Origin of the sequence: Photorhabdus viridis, assembly GCF_040256935.1 — a bacterium.
Taxonomy (GTDB): domain Bacteria; phylum Pseudomonadota; class Gammaproteobacteria; order Enterobacterales; family Enterobacteriaceae; genus Photorhabdus; species Photorhabdus viridis.
In genome coordinates this window covers 1-21,517 of the sequence record NZ_JBEJZY010000063.1, presented here as the reverse complement: position 1 = coordinate 21,517, position 21,517 = coordinate 1, and the positions used below count along the sequence as shown (strand labels likewise).

Sequence of the window (21,517 nt, the reverse complement as noted above, 5' to 3'; positions counted from 1 at the left end):
CCAGGGCTTCCCCAAAATCCTCCACTGACAGCATTAACGGATAGTTGGTCCGCTCCTGTGCGCCCAGAAATTCAATACCACTGATAAGTTTATCTGACATTACCGGCAAGGTATTGTGCCGATAATTCAACAGACTATTAAAAAGTGGGAGATCGCCCTGTACACCACTGCAACGCTGAGCCAGCGCCAGTGACGCATGTTCATGGGCTAATAATCCGGCCAGTCGGGTATGGGCGGCCTGCACGCTGTCCCGTACCGGTGTCTCATCGATATTCAGCTGCAACGGCAAGGTATTAATAAACAGCCCCATGCCATTGTCGGCGCTGTCCCCTGCCTGCATCCGTCCAAACAACACCGTGCCGAACACCACTTTCTTCTGACCGCTGGTACGCGACAACACCTGCGCCCAGGCCAGATGACACAGCGCCGCCAGACTGACCCCCAAATGCCGGGCCTGACTGCGCAGACGGTCATTCAGCTCCGGCGCCAACATCCGGTGAAATTCCGTCACCTGCGAGCCGTCGCGGCGCACCTCTGCCAGCCCGAATGGCAGCGTGGGTTCATCTACCGCCGCCAGCATCTCGGTAAAGAAACGAGTATGCGCCTCCTGACTCACGCCCAACCGGGCCTGCGCCACCAAATTGCGGAAAGGAACCGGTGCCGGCAGGCTATCCGCCTGATCCGTAAGGTATGCCTGGACTTCGCGGTGCATCACTTCCATCGTTTCATGGTCGCCAATCAGGTGATGCAGCAATTGCAGGACAATCCAGCGGCCATCGGTCTCCTGCGCCACCACAAAGCGCAATAACGGCGCTTCTCCCAGGTCGAGACGATGATGACGCGGATCAAAGCGCCGGGTTAACTGGTCACTGATCGCGCCGTCAGCCGGATCCAGTGTCAGTTCCATCACCGACAAGGTCGCCTGACGCCAGACCACCTGTGCCGGTACGGATAATCCTTGCCAGATAAAAGCGGTACGTAAGATATCGTGCCGATCAACTGCCCGTTGAACCGCGGCCAGATAACGATCTAACAGAGACCGGTCAGCAAAGGCTATCAAACCCGTCAACAGATACGGATCCCCTTCGTTTGCCAGTAAGTGGTGGAATAAAATACCGTCCTGCAACGGCGACAGGGCATAGATATCCTGAATATTGGCTACCCCGCCCGGCACCTGCTCAACGATACGGTCAATCTCAGCCTGAGTCAGATCAATCAGCGGCAACATCGCCGGCGTCAGTGTCGTGTCTGCCGGGGTGATGACGTTAGGCGGCACGATCACCGCCTGATGCTGTCCCAGTGACCGGGCCAGTTCAAACAGCACCGGAAACTGGAACAGATCACGCGCCGTCAGGGTCAACCCAAAGTGACGCAGGCGTTCAACCACCCGTATCGCGAGCAGCGAATGCCCCCCCAGGGCAAAGAAACTGTCATGCCGGCTAACCTGTTCAATCCCCAGTAATTCACGCCAAATCGCCGCCAGGGCCATTTCCGTTTCGCCCTGGGGCGCTTCGTAAACTTGATAAGCAAAGGCTTCATTGTCCGGGGCCGGCAATGCCCGGCGATCCAATTTACCGTTCGGCGTCAACGGAAATGCATCCAGACGCACAAAGGCGGACGGCACCATATAGTCAGGTAAAATGGCGCTCAAATGGGCACGCAGGCTGTTCACCAGCCCGTCATCCGCCGATGCCACCACATAGGCCGCCAGCCGTTTATCCTCCCCTTCCCCCCGGGTCAACACGACAACCTCATGCACTGCCGGATGCTCTGCCAGACGCGCCTCAATTTCCCCCAGTTCAATGCGGAAACCGCGGATTTTCACCTGCTGATCGTTGCGGCCCAGAAACTCGATATTGCCGTCCGGCAGGTAACGGGCCAAATCCCCAGTGCGGTACATGCGCGCATCTGGGTTATCACTGAACGGATCAACCAGGAAACGTTCAGCGGTTAACTCAGGGCGATTGAAATAACCCTGGGCAACGCCATCGCCTCCCACATAAATCTCTCCATCCCCCCCCAACGGCACTGGCTGACCATAAGCATCCAACAGATAAACCCGCGTGTTGGCTACCGGTCGGCCAATCGGGATACGGGTCGCTCCCTGCGCCAATGCATTGATTCGGTATGTCGTGGTAAAGGTAGTGCCTTCACTCGGCCCATAGCCATTTAATAGCTGTTGTGGCGGATTCGTGCTCAATACCTGCCCAATGACATGGGGATCAAGGGCATCTCCCCCGACAATCAGGAGCTTTATTTGCGGCAGAACCGGAGACAGCTCCGCCGCCAGCTGGTTAAATAATCCAACACTCAGCCACAGCACCGTCATTCGCTGAACCTGTAAAGTCTGTACAAACGTTTGCGGCGTCAGCAAAGTGACGTGCTCGACAACCACTAACGCGCCGCCATTGAGCAACGGTGCCCAGACTTCAAACGTACTGGCATCGAAAGCCGGATTAGCCGCAAAGGCCACCCGGTCATCCGCTCCAATTTCAGCATAACCATTATTGATGACCAGCCGGACCACCGCACGATGCGGCACCAAGACCCCTTTAGGTGTACCGGTCGAACCGGAGGTATACATGATATACGCTAACTCAGCGCTAGAACGCGGTAAGTCAGGGTTGAGGCAATCTTCCTCTCTATTCGTGTCTGTCTCATCAGAGAGACGCAACAACGGAACAGCCAGGTTAGCCGGAATATCCTCCCGTGTATCAGTGAGCAACAACCTGACTGAACAATCGCTCATCAGCCAGTTTTTCCGTTCATCCGGCACATTGGGATCAATCGGCACGTAAACGGCACCGGCTTTGAGAATAGCCAATTGGGCCACCACCAGCCCCATCGAACGCTCTAATAGGAGCGCAACATGATCACCGGGATCAACCCCTTGTTCGATCAGCTGACGAGCCAACCGGTTAGCACGCGTATTCAGCTCCGTGTAGCTGAAGGTCTTATCTCCCGCTATCAGTGCCGTCGCTTCTGGTGTTTTCTCCACCTGTTGTTCAAACAGCTGATGAATACACAATTGCTCAGGATAGGCGGTTTCCGTGGCGTTCCAGGTTTCCAGTAACAGCGTACGTTCAGCCTCCGGCAACAAATTAAGCTGCCAGACGGGGATTTCATCGCCGCCCCTTTTCGATAATGCCAGCACCTTTAAATGCTCACTCATCCGCAGAATCACTTCCGGACTCAGGCGATTTTCATCATAGATCCAGCGAAAACCACCCTGCACATTCATCTGGAGCGTCAACAATTCACCGAGTGCTTCTTGAGCGCACGGTCTGTCATCCTGTATCACAGTGACGGCAATCTGCCACGGCCGGCTTGTTCTTAATGCCGGGATAGCCCGCAGTAAAGGAGAGCGAGAGGGAAGATCACGGCTGAATGTACGGTGCTGCGCCAATCGGGCAAGTTCATCATCAACCCAGTCAGCTACCACACGCCAGGGCTTATCAAACGCCACTTCAATGCTCATAGGTACCATCGACGCCAAATCTGCCGACTTATCTTTTACCTCATCCACACACCAGCCGATTTGGAATTGAGCCTGCTGAGTCAGACGTGCAAGATAGATAACAAATATCTGCAACAATGACTGTAATGGATCTTCTGCATCGTTTTTTGGCAGTGGAGGCTGCCAAGGCCCCATTACCCATCGGGGTTCTGCCTGTTTACCGATCATTTCAAAAGGTAACTGGAGCGGCTGCAAAGCGGCAAGACGCTCACACCAAAATGGTTCACTGGGTGCAAGTGCCTGAAGGGTATTTTTTACATTCTGGGCCTGCTGTGAAGAAAGCAGAGGAAGCGGTTTACCTGACCTGAGTTCCGATATATCAGCAAGCTCTCTGGCAGACAGTAAGTGACCTTCAAGGGTAGCGAATCCCCCAATCCGCACATCCTCACTGCCAGTCGTCACCTGCCAGGCGTCCTCCTCCACCCTAATCAATGTACCGGGTACCCCCTCAGAACGCTGTTTTAACCTCTGAAGCCAGGAAATCTGCACCGGGCCCTGTCTTAGCAACAGTTTCGGGCAACCTAATGGATTTGAGTAATTCTCGCCAAAATCTAATGCCCGCACTAAAGCCGACAGGGCCTCTCCCGACTGCTCCCAACACAAATAGCCGCCAAAATCAGGGCGATGCGATAGCGCATAAAAACTCCGTTGTGAAAGATCCTGTGGGTAAGTCTCTAATGCGCCGTGACCCAGATTTTTCAGCAGTTCAATAAATCCTTTCTGGGCAGCTTGATAACATTTCAGATTCAACGAGAAAGCATTATCGTGTTCCTCAATCGATACCGGCCATTGCACCGCAATATCGCCGGTATCTACACCACCTTCAATACAGTGCCAGGAAATAGCGTAATGTGTTTCTTGGGCTAACAACGCCCAAGAAGTGGCATGCCTGCCCGCATAGCGTGGCAGCGGACTATCATGATAATTAAAAGCCCCGCCGCGAATCTGCTTAATCAGGGATACCGGCAGGATCATGGGGTTGACGACTGAGAAAAGCCAATCGACAGGGTGTGACGTGATTTGTTCTTGTAATGCATCAACCGAGTTCACACAAGCAATCCCTTGTTGAACAGCCCATGTTTGCAGAACGGTATCAGTAGGTAGCACTGCTTGTATGGTATGACCAGCCGCCTGAATTTGCCCGGCGCAGAACACTGCAAGGGTTGTCCCTCCTACCACGACGCATGTTTGTGATGGAGTCGATGTATCGTTTGTATTATGAGTTATATTTTCACATGACATCTGAGAGAGAGCTTCGGCTTTAAGAACATTTCCCACTGTAGCAATGTTATCTTTCATCTATTACCTCAACGAATCTGTTAGAAATTTGAAAACTGTCATTCCTGACAGCCATCACCAATATTTCTTTCTTACTTCTTGCCCCCAAGAAATAAAAACGGACATATCTGATATCAATTCAAGATACCGCGCTATAGCCCGATTAATAACGAACAATTAACAATTCTTCGGCGCTAATTCCCCTAGCAATGGAATAAATAATTCACCCTATCATGCACAACAAGAGATTCCATTTTTCCCATAGAAATAGAATCACACTTAATACCATAAAGAAACATTATAAATTACAATTAATTCTATTACATACTATTTCATGATGATAAAATAATATTAGCAGAGCAATAATTAACGCAATAAGATATTGATTGCAACACGATACATTCCAGTTAGATAGTTCTTTGATGTGGTTTTTCGGACGTCTGGCGATATTTACCAACACGTTGTGCAAGCTAGGACAAAGCTTAATATCATTCAATTTTCATATACCTCAAAATATATAAATTAAAATTTTTTCACTGCTTTTTCACTCTTGCCGTCCTCACATACTACATGTATGCGCCGGTTTCCGCACACTGTCCGTATTCACCATTTATTCACAAGAACGGCCAACAATAATTACACCTAATGGGTAGACTCTTAGTTATAACGAGTTATTTAAAATAAACTCAATATGTCCAAAATCGAGATCATGAAATATTGATGATAATAATCAACCTATATTACCACAAAAAATATTGCCATGATCACATCTTAGATCACTTTCCCTCAATTATTTATTACAAAAAATACTTCCAACAACAACTCTACAATTAAATATACGATTTTAATACCAAGGCAATCAAAAAAATAAAATAAAACAAACAATAAAATACAACTTAGATCACACAATATAAAATAAAAATAATAATAACAAACAAACTTAAAAAATAACTTATATTGGAGTTATAACTTTAATGATTCTGCTTTGATACATAAAAAATCCGGTATAAACAATATATGCCGGATTATCATCCAGACATTAAATTATTCTATATTGCTTAATATATCCGTATTACAGTGACTCCCCATCACAATGCATTGCCAACGCCCTATCCAGAGCCTGAGCTAAAACCGTTTTATTTTCATTATTCTCCAATAAACTAAAATGGTTACCCGGAATAACAATCAACCGAAGTAAAAAGTCAGGCATTATCTGTACCCCGCCTAACAACGGTTCTCTATTTAACAACTCCGGTTTTTCATTCGTGACTGTTTGCGCATAACGCTCTCTGCTCCCAACGTTTTACAATTAGATCATGACGGGATATAACGCCAATTCTTGTGCATCTTCAATAAACTGAACAAAATTCAGCTCATCAATTCACCAGTACAAAACTGCAACCTCTTCTGAGTTACCTTTTAAAATTAGATATTTCAGTGATTCAGACAGAAAACATTCCGCCTAGCGCCGCACCAAAAGGAAAGCCACAAAAAACGCAAAATAGTTAATGCCTGTATTGAATCAGCTGCGGCGGTAACCAAACTAAACAGACCAAAAACACCCACAGATATTGTAAGTACTAATTTTCGACCAAGTCTATCAGCAAGCAGACCAGAAAAAAGCGCGCCCAATGCTAAACCAAACAGTGCAGCGCTCATGTCTGGCCCAAGAATAATGCTTTCTACGTTAAAGTCATTTATCACTGCGAGTGCAATATAATCCATTAATGCGGTATCGAAGCCATCAATAGTCACGATAGAGAAACAAAGAATTAATACTTGCCACTGAACTTTTGAAAGTTTTTGACTATTGATAACATTCTGGATATTGACTGTTGTCATACTATTTATTTTAAATCACCGACGTCAAAGAGTTCATTATTCTTAATTAGAAAGATAAATTGATTTTCAATTATCAAAAAATTCACGTTGATAATGACCTGAGAAATAATCCTTCTATCTAATAATGAAAGGATGTCTCAATCTCAAATGCCACTGACTCAACACTGATAAAACCGCCCTGCCTATTCAATTGTATGAAAATTATCCATTTCCTTATTTTTAATACAAAAATCCGGTATAAACAATATATACCGGATTATCATACCAACATTAAATTATTCTATAATGATTAATATATCCGTATTACAACATCTCCCCATCACAATGTATTGCTAATGCCTTATTCAGAGCATGAGCTAAAGCAATTCTATGCTCCTTATCCTCCAACAAACTAAAATGATCACCCGAAATAGCAATCAACTGAAGTGAAGAGTCAGGCATAACCTGCGCCCAACCTAATGACGGTTCTATATTTAACGACTCTAGCTTTTCATCCGTGACAAAAGAAACAGAAGGAGAAGGCTCTATCGCATAAAACTGATGCAGCGTTACCGCTAATGCCTGCGGTTCATACTCTCTGACTATTTGTGCATAACGCTCTATCTGTTCCCAACGTTTGGCGATTAAATCAGAGGATAGATTGGCGGGATATAACGCCAATTCCTGTGCCGCTGCAATAAACTGCACCAAACTCAGCTCATCAATTCGCCGGTACAACGCTGCAACCTCTTCTGAGTGTTCCTCCCCTGACAGCCTGACCAGCTCAGTCAAGAACTGATGCTTGGGTTGCACAGGTTGCTCCCCAAAATAATGAGGCGCTGGCGTATCAATCAGCCCCAAGAAGTTCACCGTCTCACCGGCATGCAAAAGCTGCTGAACAATGGCATAAGCCAATATACCGCCGGAAGAGTAACCACTTATCCGGTACGGACCTGTCGGTTGAACCGCTTTCACCAGGCTGATCATTCTGGCCGCCTGCTCTTCCATCGTCAGCATCGGTTCTTCACTGATAGAGGGCCAGGGCAGCGCATAAATCGGGTAGCCTGACTGGATATGTTGAGCCAGCCCGAAGACATAGGAATAGTCACCCATCCCACTGGGCACAAAGAACAACGGCAGATCTGTTCCAGCTGGTCGCACTGATATGGCGGCACATTGTGACTGAGACAGCAAATCTGAGGTGATTTTCGCTGCCAATTCAGCCAGCACAGGGAATTGGAACAAGGCATTCAATGTGCAAATCAACCCCCGGCCTACAGCAAAATTGGTCATTCGCATGGCAAGCAGTGAATGCCCCCCCAGCGCGAAGAAGTTGTCATGCCGGCTGACCTGCCCAACCCCCAACAATTCACACCAAATTTCCGCCAATACGGTTTCTGTTTCGCCTTGTGGCGCTGCGTAAGCCTGACGGACAAACGCCTCTTCGTCCGGTGCGGGTAATGCCTGACGGTCCAGTTTGCCGTTTGGCGTCAACGGAAAAGCATCCAAACGCACAAAAGCCGACGGCGCCATATAATCAGGTAAAATCGCACTCAAATGTTCACGCAAACGGGCTGCCAACCCATCACTCTTTTCCGCCACTACATAAGCGACCAGATGCTTGTCCTGCCCATCTTCCCGCACCAGTACCGCCGCCTCTTGTACCTCCGGGTGTTCCATCAGCCGGGTTTCAATTTCCCCCAGCTCAATACGGAAGCCGCGGATTTTCACCTGATGGTCATTACGGCCGAGGAATTCCAAGTTACCGTCCGGCAAATAACGGGCCAAATCCCCAGAGCGATACATCCGCGCACCAGATACCGGACTAAAGGGATCAGGTATAAAACGTTCTGCGCTCAATTCCGGCTGGTTCAGATAACCACGCGCAACACCGACGCCGCCAATATACATTTCACCAATGCAGCCTAATGGCGCCGGTTGACCGTCTCTGTCCAATAGGTAGACGCAGGTATTTTTAACCGGCCGGCCAATAGAACTATCATCCACAGGGGATAGCACCGCCTTACAGGTCGCAGTCACGGTATTTTCCGTCGGGCCATAAGCATTCAATAACTGGGGTCGATGGGTTTCCCGCGTAAACCAGTCCTGAATGGCGCTCTTTTTGACCTCCTCACCACCAATGATGATGAGCCGGAGGCAATCCGGCAGCGGTGATGGATTGTCTCTGGCAATCAGTTCGGACCAAAATAACGCAGGCAGAGATATCACCGTAATATGGTTTTGCCAGGCTAAAGCAATAAACGCCTGTGCAGAAGCCAGCCAGCTATCATCACGCATCACCAACGTGGCGCCGTTGCATAATGACGAGAAAAGTTCTTCCACTGAAACATCAAATGCAAAAGAGGCGAATTGCAGCACCCGATCTTGCGCCGTGACAGCATAGAGATCATTAAAACCCAGATGACGTTGATACACAGACTGATGTTCCACCATCACCCCTTTCGGCTGCCCGGTTGAGCCAGAGGTATAGATGACATAAATCAGATGCTGCGGCGTCAACGCAGGAACCTGCGGGTTGCTGTCCGGCTGGTCAGGCAGGTTATTTGGATCAAGTACCGTCAGCCCGGCCAGCGCTTCTTCGCCCAGCGCTACCCGCCCGGTTTCATCAGCCAATACCATTGCCGGGGCCGTATCATTCAAGATATACGTCAGACGCTCTTCTGGATAGGTTGGATCCAGCGGCACATAGGCGCCACCAGCTTTCAGCACCGCCAGCAGCGCCACCACTATCGCCGGGGAGCGGGCCACGCAAATCGCCACCCGCTGATCGGGTACGACGCCCTGCGCAATCAGTTGATGAGCCAGACGGTTGGCGCGGACATTTAATTCAGCATAACTGAGGATCTGCTGCTGATACACCAGTGCCGTCGCCTGCGGCGTTTGCTCTACCTGTTGTTCAAACAACTGATGAATACATAACGCGTCAGGATACGAGGTTTCCGTGGCGTTCCAGGTTTCCAGCAACAACGTGCGTTCCGTTTCCGGCAGGATATTCAGTGATCGTATCGGCGTTTCCGGAGCTTGTTCAAGCGCCTCGATCAAACTTTCCAGCGCCTGCTGCATATAACCGCATATCCGGTCCGGATCAAACGGTTGCACCACCAGAGCAGTTAGTCCCAAAGTAGAGCCATCATCCTCCACCGACAGTCCTAATGGGTAGTTAGTCCGCTCCTGTGTGTCCAGGAACTCAATCCCATCCATCATTTCATCCGGAGTCACCGGCTGAGAATTATGTCGATAGTTGAACAAGGTACTAAAGAGCGACGTACCGCTGGCAACCCCACTGCATCGCTGGGCTAACGCCAGTGAAGCATGTTCATGCCCCAATAATCCGGCTAGCCGGCTATGAGCTGCCTGCACACTGTCCTGTACCGGGGTATCATCGATATCCAGGCGTAACGGCAGGGTATTGATAAACAACCCCATACCGTTGTCGGCGCCTTCACCTGCCTGCATCCGCCCAAACAGGACGGTACCGAACACGACTTTCTCCTGCCCGCTGGTGTGCGACAACACCTGCGCCCAAGCCAGATGACACAACGCCGCCAAACTGATGCCCAAACGCCGGGCCTGATTACGCAGGCGGTCATTTAACCCAGTGGTCAGTATCCGATGGGCTTCCGTCATCTGAGATCCATCACGATATACCTCCGTCAGCCCGAACGGCAACGTTGGCTCATCCACCTCCGCCAACATGTCGGTAAAGAAGCGAGTATGATCTGCCTGACTCACTCCCAGCCGGGCCTCAGCCACCAGATTGCGGAACGGCGCCGGGTCAGGCAAAAGGTCCGCCTGTCCAGAAAAACAGGCCTGAACCTCACGGTTCATCACTTCCATCGTTTCATGATCGCCGATCAAGTGATGCTGCAATTCCAATAAGAACCAGCGACCATCCGTTTCCTGGGCGATAACAAAACGCAGGAGCGGGGCCTGACTCAAGTCAAGACGATAGTGACCCGGATCAAAACGCTGAGTTAACTGGTCAATGACTGGGCCGTCAGCCGGGTCTAACGTCAGTTCAGTTACCGGCAAAGTCGCCTGACGCCAAACCACCTGAGCCGGCGTTGATAATCCTTCCCAGATGAAAGCCGTACGCAGGATATCATGGCGATCAATCGCCTGTTGCACCGCCGCCAGATAACGGTCCAGCAGAGCACGGTTAGCAAAGACCACCGGATAGAGCAGCAGGTACGGGTCGCCTTCCTTTTCCAACAGATGGTGGAACAGAATACCGTCCTGTAACGGCGACAGCGCATAGATATCCTGAATATTCGCCATCCCGCCCGGCGCCTGCCCAACAATGCGATCAATCTCAGGCTGAGTCAGATCAATCAGCGGCAACATCGCTGGCGTAAGTTTTGTCGTCGCTGGCGTAATGATATTGGGCGGTACCCTCATAGCTTGATGCCGCCCCAACGTTTGGGCCAGTTCTGACAGCACCGGCGACTGGAACAGGTCACGTGCCGCCAATGTCAACCCCTGGCGACGCAGGTGTTCAATCATCCGCACAGCGAGCAGTGAATGGCCGCCCAACGCAAAGAAGCTGTCATGCCGGCTTATCTGCTCAATGCCCAATAATTCATGCCAAATGGCTGCCAGAGCGATCTCAGGCTCCCCTTGCGGGGCTTCATAGATCTGACGGGCAAACGCTTCCTCCCCCGGCGCCGGTAACGCACGGCGATCCAGCTTGCCATTCGGGGTCTCCGGGAAGGTATCCAGACGTACAAAGGCCGCCGGGACCATATAGTCGGGTAACACTCCCCTCAAGTATTCGCTCAAAAGAACTGTCAACCCCTCTTGCTCCTCTGCGGCGACATAGGCGACCAACCGTTTACCCTGTCCATCATCCAACGCCAACACTACCGCCTCATGCACCTGCGGATGTTCCACCAACCGGGTTTCAATTTCCCCCAGCTCAACCCGGAAACCACGGATTTTGACCTGCTGGTCGTTGCGGCCCAGGAATTCCAGATCACCGTCCGGCAAGTAACGGGCCAAATCCCCGGAGCGATACATCCGCGCACCCGCTACCGAACTAAAGGGATCCGGCCTAAAACGTTCTGCGCTCAGTTCCGGCCGATTCAGATAACCCCGCGCCACCCCGACGCCGCCAATATACATTTCACCCACACAACCTAAGGGTACCGGTTGGTTATATTGATCCAACAGGTAAATGCAGGAATTTTTAGCTGGCCGGCCGATAGAACGGTCATCCTCTGGGGATAACACATCCTTATAGGTCACCGTCACCACATTTTCAGTCGGACCATAACCATTCAATAGCCGGGGCCGGTGGCCTTCCTGCCTGAACCAGTCCTGAATAGCATTCTTTTTGACCGCCTCACCGCCAATGATGATGAGCCGGAGGCAATCCGGCAGCGGCAACCCAGTCTCTCTGGCCGCCAGTTCAGACCAGAACAGGGTCGGCAGCGACACCACCGTAATACGATATTGCCGGGTTAAGGCAATAAATTCCGGTATCGAAGCCAGCCAACTGTCATCGCGAAGAACCAGCGTCGCACCATTGCATAATGACGAGAAAAAATCTTCCACTGAAACATCAAACGCAAAAGCGGCAAATTGCAACAGCCGGTCTTGCGCTGTGACGGCATAAGTCTCATTAAAGCCCAGATACCGTTGATAAATCGCCTGATGCTCTACCATCACCCCTTTCGGCTGCCCGGTTGAGCCGGAGGTGTAAATCACATACGCCAAATGCTGTGGCGTCAACGCGGAGACTTGCGGATTACTGTCTGGCTGGTCAGGCTGGATATTCGGGTCCAGTACCGTCAGCCCGGCCAGCGCCTCGTCACCCAGCGCCGCCAAGCCAGTTGCATCAACCAACACCACTGACGGCGCCGTATCATTCAGGATATACACCAGACGTTCCCCCGGATAGGTTGAGTCTAGCGGCACATAGGCCCCACCGGCTTTCAGCACGGCTAACAACGCCACCACCATCGCCGGGGAGCGTGCCACACAAATCGCCACCGGCTGGTCGGGTGTGACGCCCAGTGCAATCAGTTGATGGGCCAGACGGTTGGCGCAAGCATTTAATTCAGCATAACTGAGCGTCTGCTCTTGATACACCAGCGCCGTCGCCTGCGGGGTTTGCTCTGCCTGTCGTTCAAACAACTGATGAATGCATAACGCCTCAGGATAGTGAGTTTCCGTGGTATTCCAGGTTTCCAGCAACAACGTGCGTTCTGTTTCAGGCAAGATGTTCAACGTCCGTACTGGGGTTTCGGGAGCCCGCTTAAGTGTCTCAACCAAACTCTCCAACGCCTGCTGCATATAACCGCATATCCTGTCCGGATCAAACGGTTGCACCACATTAGCCGTCAGCCCTAGCGTGGCGCCCCCATCCTCCACCGACAGCTCAAACGGGTAGTTGGTCTGCTCGTATTCACCCAGAAATTCAATCCCAGCCATCGTTTCATCCAGCGGATCCGGCTGATAATTATGCCGGTAGTTCAACAGGGCGCTAAAGAGAGGCGTACCGCTGACAACCCCACTGCACTGCTGGACCAGCGCCAATGACGCATGTTCATGTTCCAGCAACCCGGCCAGCCTCAGATGCACCGCCCGTACGCTGTCCCGTACCGGGGTTTCATCAATATCCAACCGTAACGGTAAGGTATTAATAAACAGCCCCATGCCGCTGTCAGCCCCTTCCCCCACCGCCATACGCCCAAACAGCACGGTACCGAACACCACTTTCTCCTGTCCGCTGGTACGTGACAATACCTGCGCCCAGGCCAGATGACACAACGCTGCCAAACTGACACCCAAGCGCCGGGCCAAACTGCGCAGACTGTCATTCAACTCAGCCGTCAGCATCCGATGGGAACCTGCTTCCTGAGATCCATCAAGATGCACATCCGCCAATCCGAACGGCAACGTTGGCTCATCCACCTCCGCTAACATGTCAGTAAAGAAACGGGTATGCTCTTCCTGACTCACTCCCAGCCGGGCCTCAGCCACCAGATTGCGGAACGGGACCGGATCAGGCAGGCGATCCCCCTGTCCGGAAAAATGCGCCTGCACTTCACGGTTCATGACTTCCATTGTTTCGTGGTCGCCGATCAAGTGATGCAGCAACTCCAATAAGAACCAGCGACCATCGGTTTCCTGAGCGATAACAAAACGCAACAGCGGAGCCTGACTCAGGTCAAGACGATGCTGACTTGGGTCAAAACGCCGGGTTAATTGATCAATGACCGGGCCATTAGCCGGGTCCAGCGTCAGTTCAGTCACTGACAACTGCGCCCGGCGCCAGACCACCTGCGCCGGCACTGACAATCCTTCCCAGAGAAAAGAGGTGCGCAGGATGTCATGGCGATCAACCGCCTGTTGCACCGCGTCCAGATAGCGGTCCAGCAGAGCGCGGTTAGCAAAGGCCACCGGATAGAGCAATAAGTATGGATCGCCTTCCTTTGTCAACAAATGATGGAACAGGATACCGTCCTGCAATGGCGACAACCCATAGATATCCTGAATATTCTCCATCCCGCCCGGCACCTGCCCGACGATATGATCAATATCAGCCTGAGTCAGATCAATCAACGGCAACATCTCCGGCGTAAGTGCCGTCGTCGCCGGCGTAATGACATTGGCAGGTACTATCATGGCCTGATGCTGTCCCAACTTTTGCGCCAGTTCTGACAGCACCGGCGATTGGAACAGATCACGCGCTGCCAGTGTTAACCCTTGGTGACGCAGACGTTCAATCATCTGCACGCCAAGCAGTGAATGGCCGCCCAAGGCAAAGAAACTGTCATGCCGGCTTATCTGCTCAATGCCCAATAACTCACGCCAAAGGGCGGCAAGCGCGATCTCTGCCTCCCCTTGCGGGGCTTCGTAAATCTGACGGGCAAAATCATCCTCCCCCGGCGCCGGTAATGCCCGGCGATCCAACTTACCACTCGGAGTCTGCGGGAAAGTATCCAGACGCACAAAAGCCGCCGGGACCATATAGTCAGGTAAAACCGCACTCAAATGTTCACGCAAACTGACAGCCAACCCCTCATGCGCTTGCGCTGCCACATAGGCGACCAGACGTTTGTCCTGCCGACCATCCAGCGCCAACACCACAGCCTCTTGCACTGCCGGGTGTTCTATCAAGCGGGTTTCAATCTCCCCCGGCTCAATTCGGAAGCCGCGAATTTTAACCTGCTCGTCGTTACGGCCCAGGAATTCCAGATCACCGTTCGGCAAGTAACGGGCCAAATCCCCGGAGCGATACATCCGCGCACCGGCTACCGGGCTAAAGGGATCCGGTATAAAACGTTCTGCGCTCAATTCAGGCCGGTTAAGATAACCCCGCGCCACCCCAACGCCGCCAATATACATCTCACCAATGCAGCCTAATGGGACCGGTTGACCATATCTGTCCAGCAGGTAGACGCAGGTATTCTTAACCGGCCGCCCGATAGAATTATCATCTGCCTGGGATAATATTTCCTTACAAGTCGCTGTCACGGTATTTTCCGTCGGACCATAGGCGTTCAATAGTTGGGGTCGATGGGTTTCCCGCGTAAACCAATCCTGAATAGCGCTCTTTTTGACCGCTTCCCCCCCAATGATGACGAGCCTGAGGCAATCCGGCAGCGATAATTCATGGCCTCTGGCAACCAATTCTGACCAGAACAACGCAGGCAGAGACATCACCGAGATACGGCTTTGCCGGGCTAAGGCAATAAATTCCGGCGCCGAAGCCAGCCAGCTATCATCCCGCATCACCAGCGTGGCGCCGTTGCATAATGACGAGAATAGTTCTTCTATTGAAACATCAAAAGCGAAAGAGGCAAATTGCAACATCCGATCTTGCGCCGTGACGGCAAAGAGATCATTAAAACCCCGATGACGCTGATACATTGCCTGATGCTCTACCATCACGCCTTTCGGCTGCCCGGTTGAGCCGGAGGTGTAGATGACATAAGCCAGATGTTGAGGCGTCAACGCCGGGACCAGCGGATTACTGTCCGGCTGATCCGGCAAAATATTTGGATCAAGTACCGTCAATTCCGCCAGCGCCTCTTCACCCAGCGCCGCCCGGCCGGTCGCATCAGCCAATACCACTGCCGGGGCGGTATCATTTAGAATATATGCCAGACGTTCCCCCGGGTAGGTTGGGTCCAGCGGCACATAAGCGCCGCCGGCTTTCAGCACCGCCAATAATCCCACCACCATCGTCGGGGAACGTGCCACGCAAATCGCCACCCGTTGGTCTGGTGTGACGCCTAACATAATCAGTTGATGAGCTAACCGGTTGGCATGAGCATTCAGCTCCGCATAACTAAGGAGCTGTTCTTGATACACCAGCGCCGTCGCCTGCGGAGTTTGCTCTGCCTGTTGTTCAAACAACTGATGAATACATAACGGGTCAGGATACGGGTTTTCCGTGGCGTTCCAGGTTTCCAGCAATAATGTACGTTCAGCCTCAGGTAGTAAATTCAATTGCCAAACAGGGATTTCATTATCCCCCTTTTTTGATAATACCAACATCTGTAAGTGCTCACCCATTCGCTGAACCACTTCCCCGCTCAGACGGTTTGCATCGTATATCCAGCGAAAACCGCCCTGCATATTCAGCTGGAGGGTCAGCAATTCGCCGGGCGCCGCCTGATCACCCTCTCTGTCATCCTGTATCACAGAGACGGCTATCTGCCACGGCCGGCGAGTTGCCAACGCCGGAATAGCCTGCAATGAAGGAACACGGGCGAGGAGATCGCGACTAAATGTCTGGTGCCGCGCCAACAGGGTAAGCTCGTCATCAACCCAGCCAGCTATCGCCCCCCACGGCTTATCAAACGCCACCTCGATGTTCATAGGCACCACCGGCGCCAAATCTGCTGACTTACTTTTTACCTCATCCACGCACCAACCGATTTGAAATTCAGTCTGCTGAGTCAAGCGCGCAAGATAGATCACAAATGCCTGCAACAGTGTCCGCAATGAGTCCTCTTCCCCATTTTTTGGTAACGGGGACTGCCAAAGACTCATTGCCCATCTGGGTTCCGCTTGTTCTCCTGCGGTTTCGAAGGGTAACTGGAATGGTTGCAAAACAGTAAGGCGTTCATACCAGAATAATTCACTGGGTGTGAGGGTCTGGAGGATATTCTTTGTATTTTGAGTCTGTGATGACACATAATTTGAGTCAATTATGTTTTTTGACGTCTGAGAAAGGAATTCAGATTTAAGAACATTTCCCACTTTAGCAATGTTATCTTTCATCTATCATATACCTCAACGAATCTGTTAGATTTTTGAAAACTGTCATTTCTGACAGTCATCACCCATGTTTTTGCCCCCAAGAAATAGAAGCCGATATTTCTGACATTAATTCAAAGCTATCAGATGCGGTATGCCATAGCCCGGCTAATAACCCTATAATCAGCAATTCTTCGACGCTAATTTCCCTGATAAAGGAATAAATAATTCATCTTATAAGTCGGAATAAAACATCCCATTTTCGTCCCTGTTTTTAGATAAATTCGATTAATTTTATTCAATTTTTATTGCCTGACGCTGAGCTCTATAATTTAAAATGGAACCATCAACTACATCAATTATACGAAAATACCAAATCAATGTTATATTTTATCCCTTTCCCATTAATACCAAATTAAAATAATTTCAAAAAAATTAAGTAATTACAAAAACAAATCATGAAAATTACAAGAACATTATCAATAAGTTAAATAAACACCCACCTAAAAACAGCGCCTTCAATATAATAATTAACTTATATTTCAATACCAAATCAGACTTATTCAATATTTACAAAAATATTATTCATATTAAATTATACAAAAATATAACATCAGATTAAAATAATTTACAACACATTATTTTTCAATAGTAAAAAATTCCGTCAACGTAAATACCAAAAAATAGGAAAAAAACCATAAATAACTTGATTACATATTGCTTTGTAATAATCAGAACATGATAAAATATCAATTTCATTATATCACATACCGCAGAAAAATAATTTTAAATTTAAATAACTTCATTTTTTATTATTTTACAGCAATAAACAATGTAATTTATCTGATATTCATGGGTATTTAATATCGCGTAGTATAAATAAGCGATTCATTTAACATTTATTAATCAAAAAATAACCAAAAATAACTAAAATATTATGTTACCCTGTTTTCATACTTATTAAAACTCACTATTCCAATGAAAAAAAGATATTATTTAACCAAGGTAAATTAAATGCATGGTAGATTCACATAATAAGTACAATTTTTTAAAAGGATTATGATTATATTTAATCGATGTCCATTAAACGGAAATTTAAAATAAAACAGCGAGAAAAAGAATATTTTCCGAAAAAACATAAAGGGATATTTTTATACCATCAGGCTATTTACGGGTTGATTTATGAAGATAAAAAGTGAGTATAATTAACGTTGATTAAACGTAAAACACAATATACCATGAGGATTAAACTTAATAAAAAGCAAGTGTTAAAAGCAGTAAAAAAACGGTTAAAACCTTTTTATACAAGTTAAAACCAAACAATATAAAATAATCTAGATAACCATAACAGCGTATTTTGAAGACTTATTTCCATTTCAAAAGCAAACTCTTTTATGAATTCAATATTATTTCTATGTGCAAATTTTCTTTTTGAGAAAAATCTGCAATGAATAAGAAAAACAAGAATTGCAAACACTCCAATAAAATAGCTAACAAAGGGAATCAAGCTTCCATTTTTAATAAATTCAAGCCAAATTCCAGACATATAAATAACAAATAAGATTATCATGGAAAAATTAGCAAGTTTGTTTTTATTAAAAAAACAAAAATCAAAAAAGAGCAATGGAGATTTTACACTTCTTAGTGAAATTTTTTTGCTCAAGCCAAAATAGATGAAGCATGCAAGAAACCCCAACAGACTCAAGACCATCAAAATAAACGGAATATATACAATCATGCTCATTTATCCTTAAACTCATGTTTATATATTTCAGTGCCAACTTTGCCATTCACGTCTGTTTCACCGGAACATTACGGACATTCCCGCACCCCAAGCGACTAACAATCCTCTTGCCGGATCTTGCCCTTCCGGGTGATCACCTTTGGCATGTTTTGACAACGCCGCTGAAATCTCTTGAGGGGACTTACCTTCATTTAACATCGCAGTAGCCAGACTGGGTGCTGACCGACCGTAATCCGCCATCCCTTTGGGCAAGCTCAGTGCATTATTGTCAGTAAAAATCCTGACCAGAAGGCCAGAATTCTTATTTGCTAAGAACCGGAAGGGGGAAATTTCTCTTTGCTTTCTTTTAGGTTAGCTAAAATCGACGCTCCAATACCTAAAGGTATCCCTCCTGCAATGCCCACTTTAGCAGCATATATAACATCATTAAGACTAAAGTCTATTTCGCCAAATTGATAATAAGCAATCATTCCGACGACAAATCTTATAAGTAAGGTTGTAATAAATAACGATGCAATAGTGGATAGAGTCAGAAAAAACAATAAATATGGAAAAACAATCGTAGATTTCATTTTTTACTCCAATTTTTGTTTAACTTCTCTTCGACTGTACTGCCTGCAACTTCAGAGCTTATTGCACCAGAACCCGCACCAATGGCTTCAGCAACAGCTCCTGATACTACAGGTTTAAATTTATCAGTAACTACTTTACCGGTCCCTGCACCTATCACGTTACCAATACCTGCACCAATTACAGGCGATAAAGGATCTTTCCCTTGCAATTTAGCGCCTGCACACGCACCAGTAATACTCGCTATTTCTGTAAACCAAAACCCTTTGCCTTGCGTTAATGCCCTGTTCCTGTGGCTATCAGTGCATCAGTAATGTTCACAGGACCATTTGTCAGTTGATTACTGACATTAGCTGTTCCACTGATTAAACCTCCAGCAAAAATACTGCCTACCGTTGCTCCCGATGGCAGCAGCACCGGTGCCACTACTGTGGACATTCCCGCTCCCCACGCTGTTACCAACCCTCTTACTGGATCTTGCCCTTCCGGGTGATCGCCTTTGGCATGTTTTGACAATGCTGCTGAAATCTCTTGAGGGGACTTACCTTCATTTAACATCGCGGTAGCCAGACTTGATGCTGACCGACCATAATCCGCCATCCCTTTTGGCAAGCTCAGGGCATTATTGTCAGTTATTATCCGTAATAGACATTTTATTTCTCCTCCTTGTTTTTGTTTGGTGAAGAAAGTTTCTTATAAAATTCTTGTATTAGACTAAATAAATAAATAAATAATCCAAATATTACCCCACCACTACCGCCTACTTTTATACTGAATTTTAATCCATTAATAGCTGGTTGAATGTCTAAAAGAAAATACCCTTCTTGAAAAAATAGAATAAGGTACGTTAAAGGAATGCTAATCATACAACACACTGAAAAAATCATTCCCCATCCCAATACTAGATAGATAAATTGTTTTAGTCTAAAAATAGTGCCCCTTTTATTGTTCATTTTTTCTTCCTTGTGTTTTCTTTACTCCTTTTTCTGCAATGTAAGAAGAAGATTTTCTTTTGCGAATTTCTTCTATTTTCGCAAGGATCCAGATTCCTACGCCCAATGGTACACCTGCTCCTGTACCAGCTTTTACAGCATAAATAAAATGTGATTTATGATATTGAAAAATTCCTTCTTGGTAATAAAGAATAAGGACTCCAATAAAACTTGCTAACACAGCTATGCATACAATAAGGAGAGTGCACGATAGCACTAAATATAACAATAAATAGAAATTTACTTTTTTAAACTTCTTCACTTTTTATTGTCTCCCTTTTTGAAACCATTTTCTATTACAGTTCCAGATACTGTTCCAGCAACCGAACCACCTATCGTTCCTATAATTTCAGATGTTACAGGAGATATCCCATTAGCAATGACTTTTCCTGTAAGATATTCACCACCTTTAGCACCCGCTACAGTACCAACAGCCGCACCTATAACAGCTCCAGTTGCATCTTCACCTTTAAGCTTGCTACCTAGCCAAGCTCCACCAATATTTACCCCTTCTGTATATATCAAACCTTTACCTTGGGTTAATGCTCCCACTCCGGCAGTTATAAGCGTGTCAGTATAGCTGTAACTCTCGTTTGGTTTCATAGTGATAAGCTGTTTTCCGGTGTCAGATATTGCACCCAGTAAAGCTCCACCCACTACAGCTGCGGTCCCAGCAACAGGCGCAATATAGTCCCTCCCACAGCAGAAGCTCCTGCTCCCCAAGCGACTAATAATCCTCTTACCGGATCTTGCCCTTCCGGGTGATCGCCTTTAGCATGTTTTGACAATGCCGCTGAAATCTCTTGAGGGGACTTACCTTCATTTAACATCGTGGTAGCCAGACTTGATGCTGACCGACCGTAATCCGCCATGCCTTTGGGTAAACTCAGGGCATTATTGTCCGTTATTTTTTACTATTGCTTCTATTACTCCAAAAAGCCATAAACCAAGGCCCAAAACAAATCCTATCCCTCCTCCAACCTTAACTGCATATTTCGCAAAATCTATAATCGAGTTCAATTCAATTGTAATATTACCAGTTTTAATAAAAGCTAAAATTATTCCTAAAGGAATCCCTAGCATACATATTAAAACTCCAGTGACGATTAAGCCACACACGAGATAAATAAGTAATCTAATATCAAAAACTTTTTTATTTTTTTTCATCATTTTTTCCCGCTTTTTGATTGTTCCTTCAATAGAATAATCAGCAACAGAGCCAATACCACTGCCAAAAACTTCGGATTTAAGGTAAACGTCCGGTGAACTCACCTTGCTCCTCTCATTCGGTTCATGCACGCTAGGTTTTTGTCTTAACCTTGTGAGGAACCATGAGCCGTAGCCGATATACCCCGGAACAAA

14 protein-coding genes are annotated in these 21,517 nt (G+C 47.8%); all 14 read right to left on the bottom strand.

Annotated elements, in window-relative coordinates:
* Positions 1-4,816, bottom strand: a 4,816-nt coding sequence (locus ABR397_RS20550) for an amino acid adenylation domain-containing protein (protein ID WP_350307342.1), incomplete at its 3' end; no start/stop codon positions are given.
* Positions 4,817-5,867: 1,051 nt separating this feature from the next.
* The gene (locus ABR397_RS20545) at positions 5,868-6,005 is read right to left on the bottom strand and encodes a hypothetical protein (protein ID WP_350307341.1); all 138 of its coding nucleotides are present in this window, start codon (positions 6,003-6,005) and stop codon (positions 5,868-5,870) included.
* 224 nt (positions 6,006-6,229) lie between these two features.
* A complete protein-coding gene (locus ABR397_RS20540; protein WP_350307340.1) occupies positions 6,230-6,637 on the bottom strand; it encodes an MFS transporter in 408 nt (135 codons plus the stop codon).
* 303 nt (positions 6,638-6,940) lie between these two features.
* Positions 6,941-16,873, bottom strand: a complete 9,933-nt coding sequence (locus ABR397_RS20535; RefSeq protein ID WP_350307339.1) for a non-ribosomal peptide synthetase — start codon at positions 16,871-16,873, stop codon at positions 6,941-6,943.
* Positions 16,874-18,158: 1,285 nt separating this feature from the next.
* Positions 18,159-18,587, bottom strand: a complete 429-nt coding sequence (locus ABR397_RS20530) for a hypothetical protein (protein ID WP_350307338.1) — start codon at positions 18,585-18,587, stop codon at positions 18,159-18,161.
* Positions 18,588-18,650: 63 nt separating this feature from the next.
* Complete coding sequence (locus ABR397_RS20525; RefSeq protein WP_350307337.1) at positions 18,651-18,833, bottom strand: hypothetical protein; 183 nt, start codon at positions 18,831-18,833, stop codon at positions 18,651-18,653.
* Positions 18,834-18,901: 68 nt separating this feature from the next.
* Positions 18,902-19,165: a hypothetical protein gene (locus ABR397_RS20520; RefSeq protein WP_065823518.1), complete on the bottom strand. Its 264-nt coding sequence runs from the start codon at positions 19,163-19,165 to the stop codon at positions 18,902-18,904.
* Positions 19,162-19,374, bottom strand: a complete 213-nt coding sequence (locus tag ABR397_RS20515) for a hypothetical protein (protein WP_350307336.1) — start codon at positions 19,372-19,374, stop codon at positions 19,162-19,164. Before ABR397_RS20515 ends, ABR397_RS20520 begins: the two co-directional genes overlap by 4 nt.
* Before the next feature lie 65 nt (positions 19,375-19,439).
* Positions 19,440-19,763 carry a hypothetical protein gene (locus ABR397_RS20510; protein ID WP_350307335.1) on the bottom strand — a complete coding sequence of 108 codons (324 nt, stop codon included), beginning with the start codon at positions 19,761-19,763 and terminating at the stop codon, positions 19,440-19,442.
* A gap of 53 nt (positions 19,764-19,816) precedes the next feature.
* Positions 19,817-20,116 carry a hypothetical protein gene (locus tag ABR397_RS20505; protein ID WP_350307334.1) on the bottom strand — a complete coding sequence of 100 codons (300 nt, stop codon included), beginning with the start codon at positions 20,114-20,116 and terminating at the stop codon, positions 19,817-19,819.
* Positions 20,106-20,417: a hypothetical protein gene (locus ABR397_RS20500; RefSeq protein WP_350307333.1), complete on the bottom strand. Its 312-nt coding sequence runs from the start codon at positions 20,415-20,417 to the stop codon at positions 20,106-20,108. The genes ABR397_RS20505 and ABR397_RS20500 overlap by 11 nt, the downstream gene beginning before the upstream one ends.
* The gene (locus ABR397_RS20495; RefSeq protein WP_350307332.1) at positions 20,414-20,758 is read right to left on the bottom strand and encodes a hypothetical protein; all 345 of its coding nucleotides are present in this window, start codon (positions 20,756-20,758) and stop codon (positions 20,414-20,416) included. The genes ABR397_RS20500 and ABR397_RS20495 overlap by 4 nt, the downstream gene beginning before the upstream one ends.
* Before the next feature lie 53 nt (positions 20,759-20,811).
* Positions 20,812-21,027, bottom strand: a complete 216-nt coding sequence (locus tag ABR397_RS20490) for a hypothetical protein (RefSeq protein WP_350307331.1) — start codon at positions 21,025-21,027, stop codon at positions 20,812-20,814.
* A 22-nt stretch (positions 21,028-21,049) separates the two neighbouring features.
* Positions 21,050-21,517 (bottom strand): hypothetical protein (locus ABR397_RS20485; protein WP_350307330.1); only part of this gene is annotated, 468 nt, incomplete at its 5' end.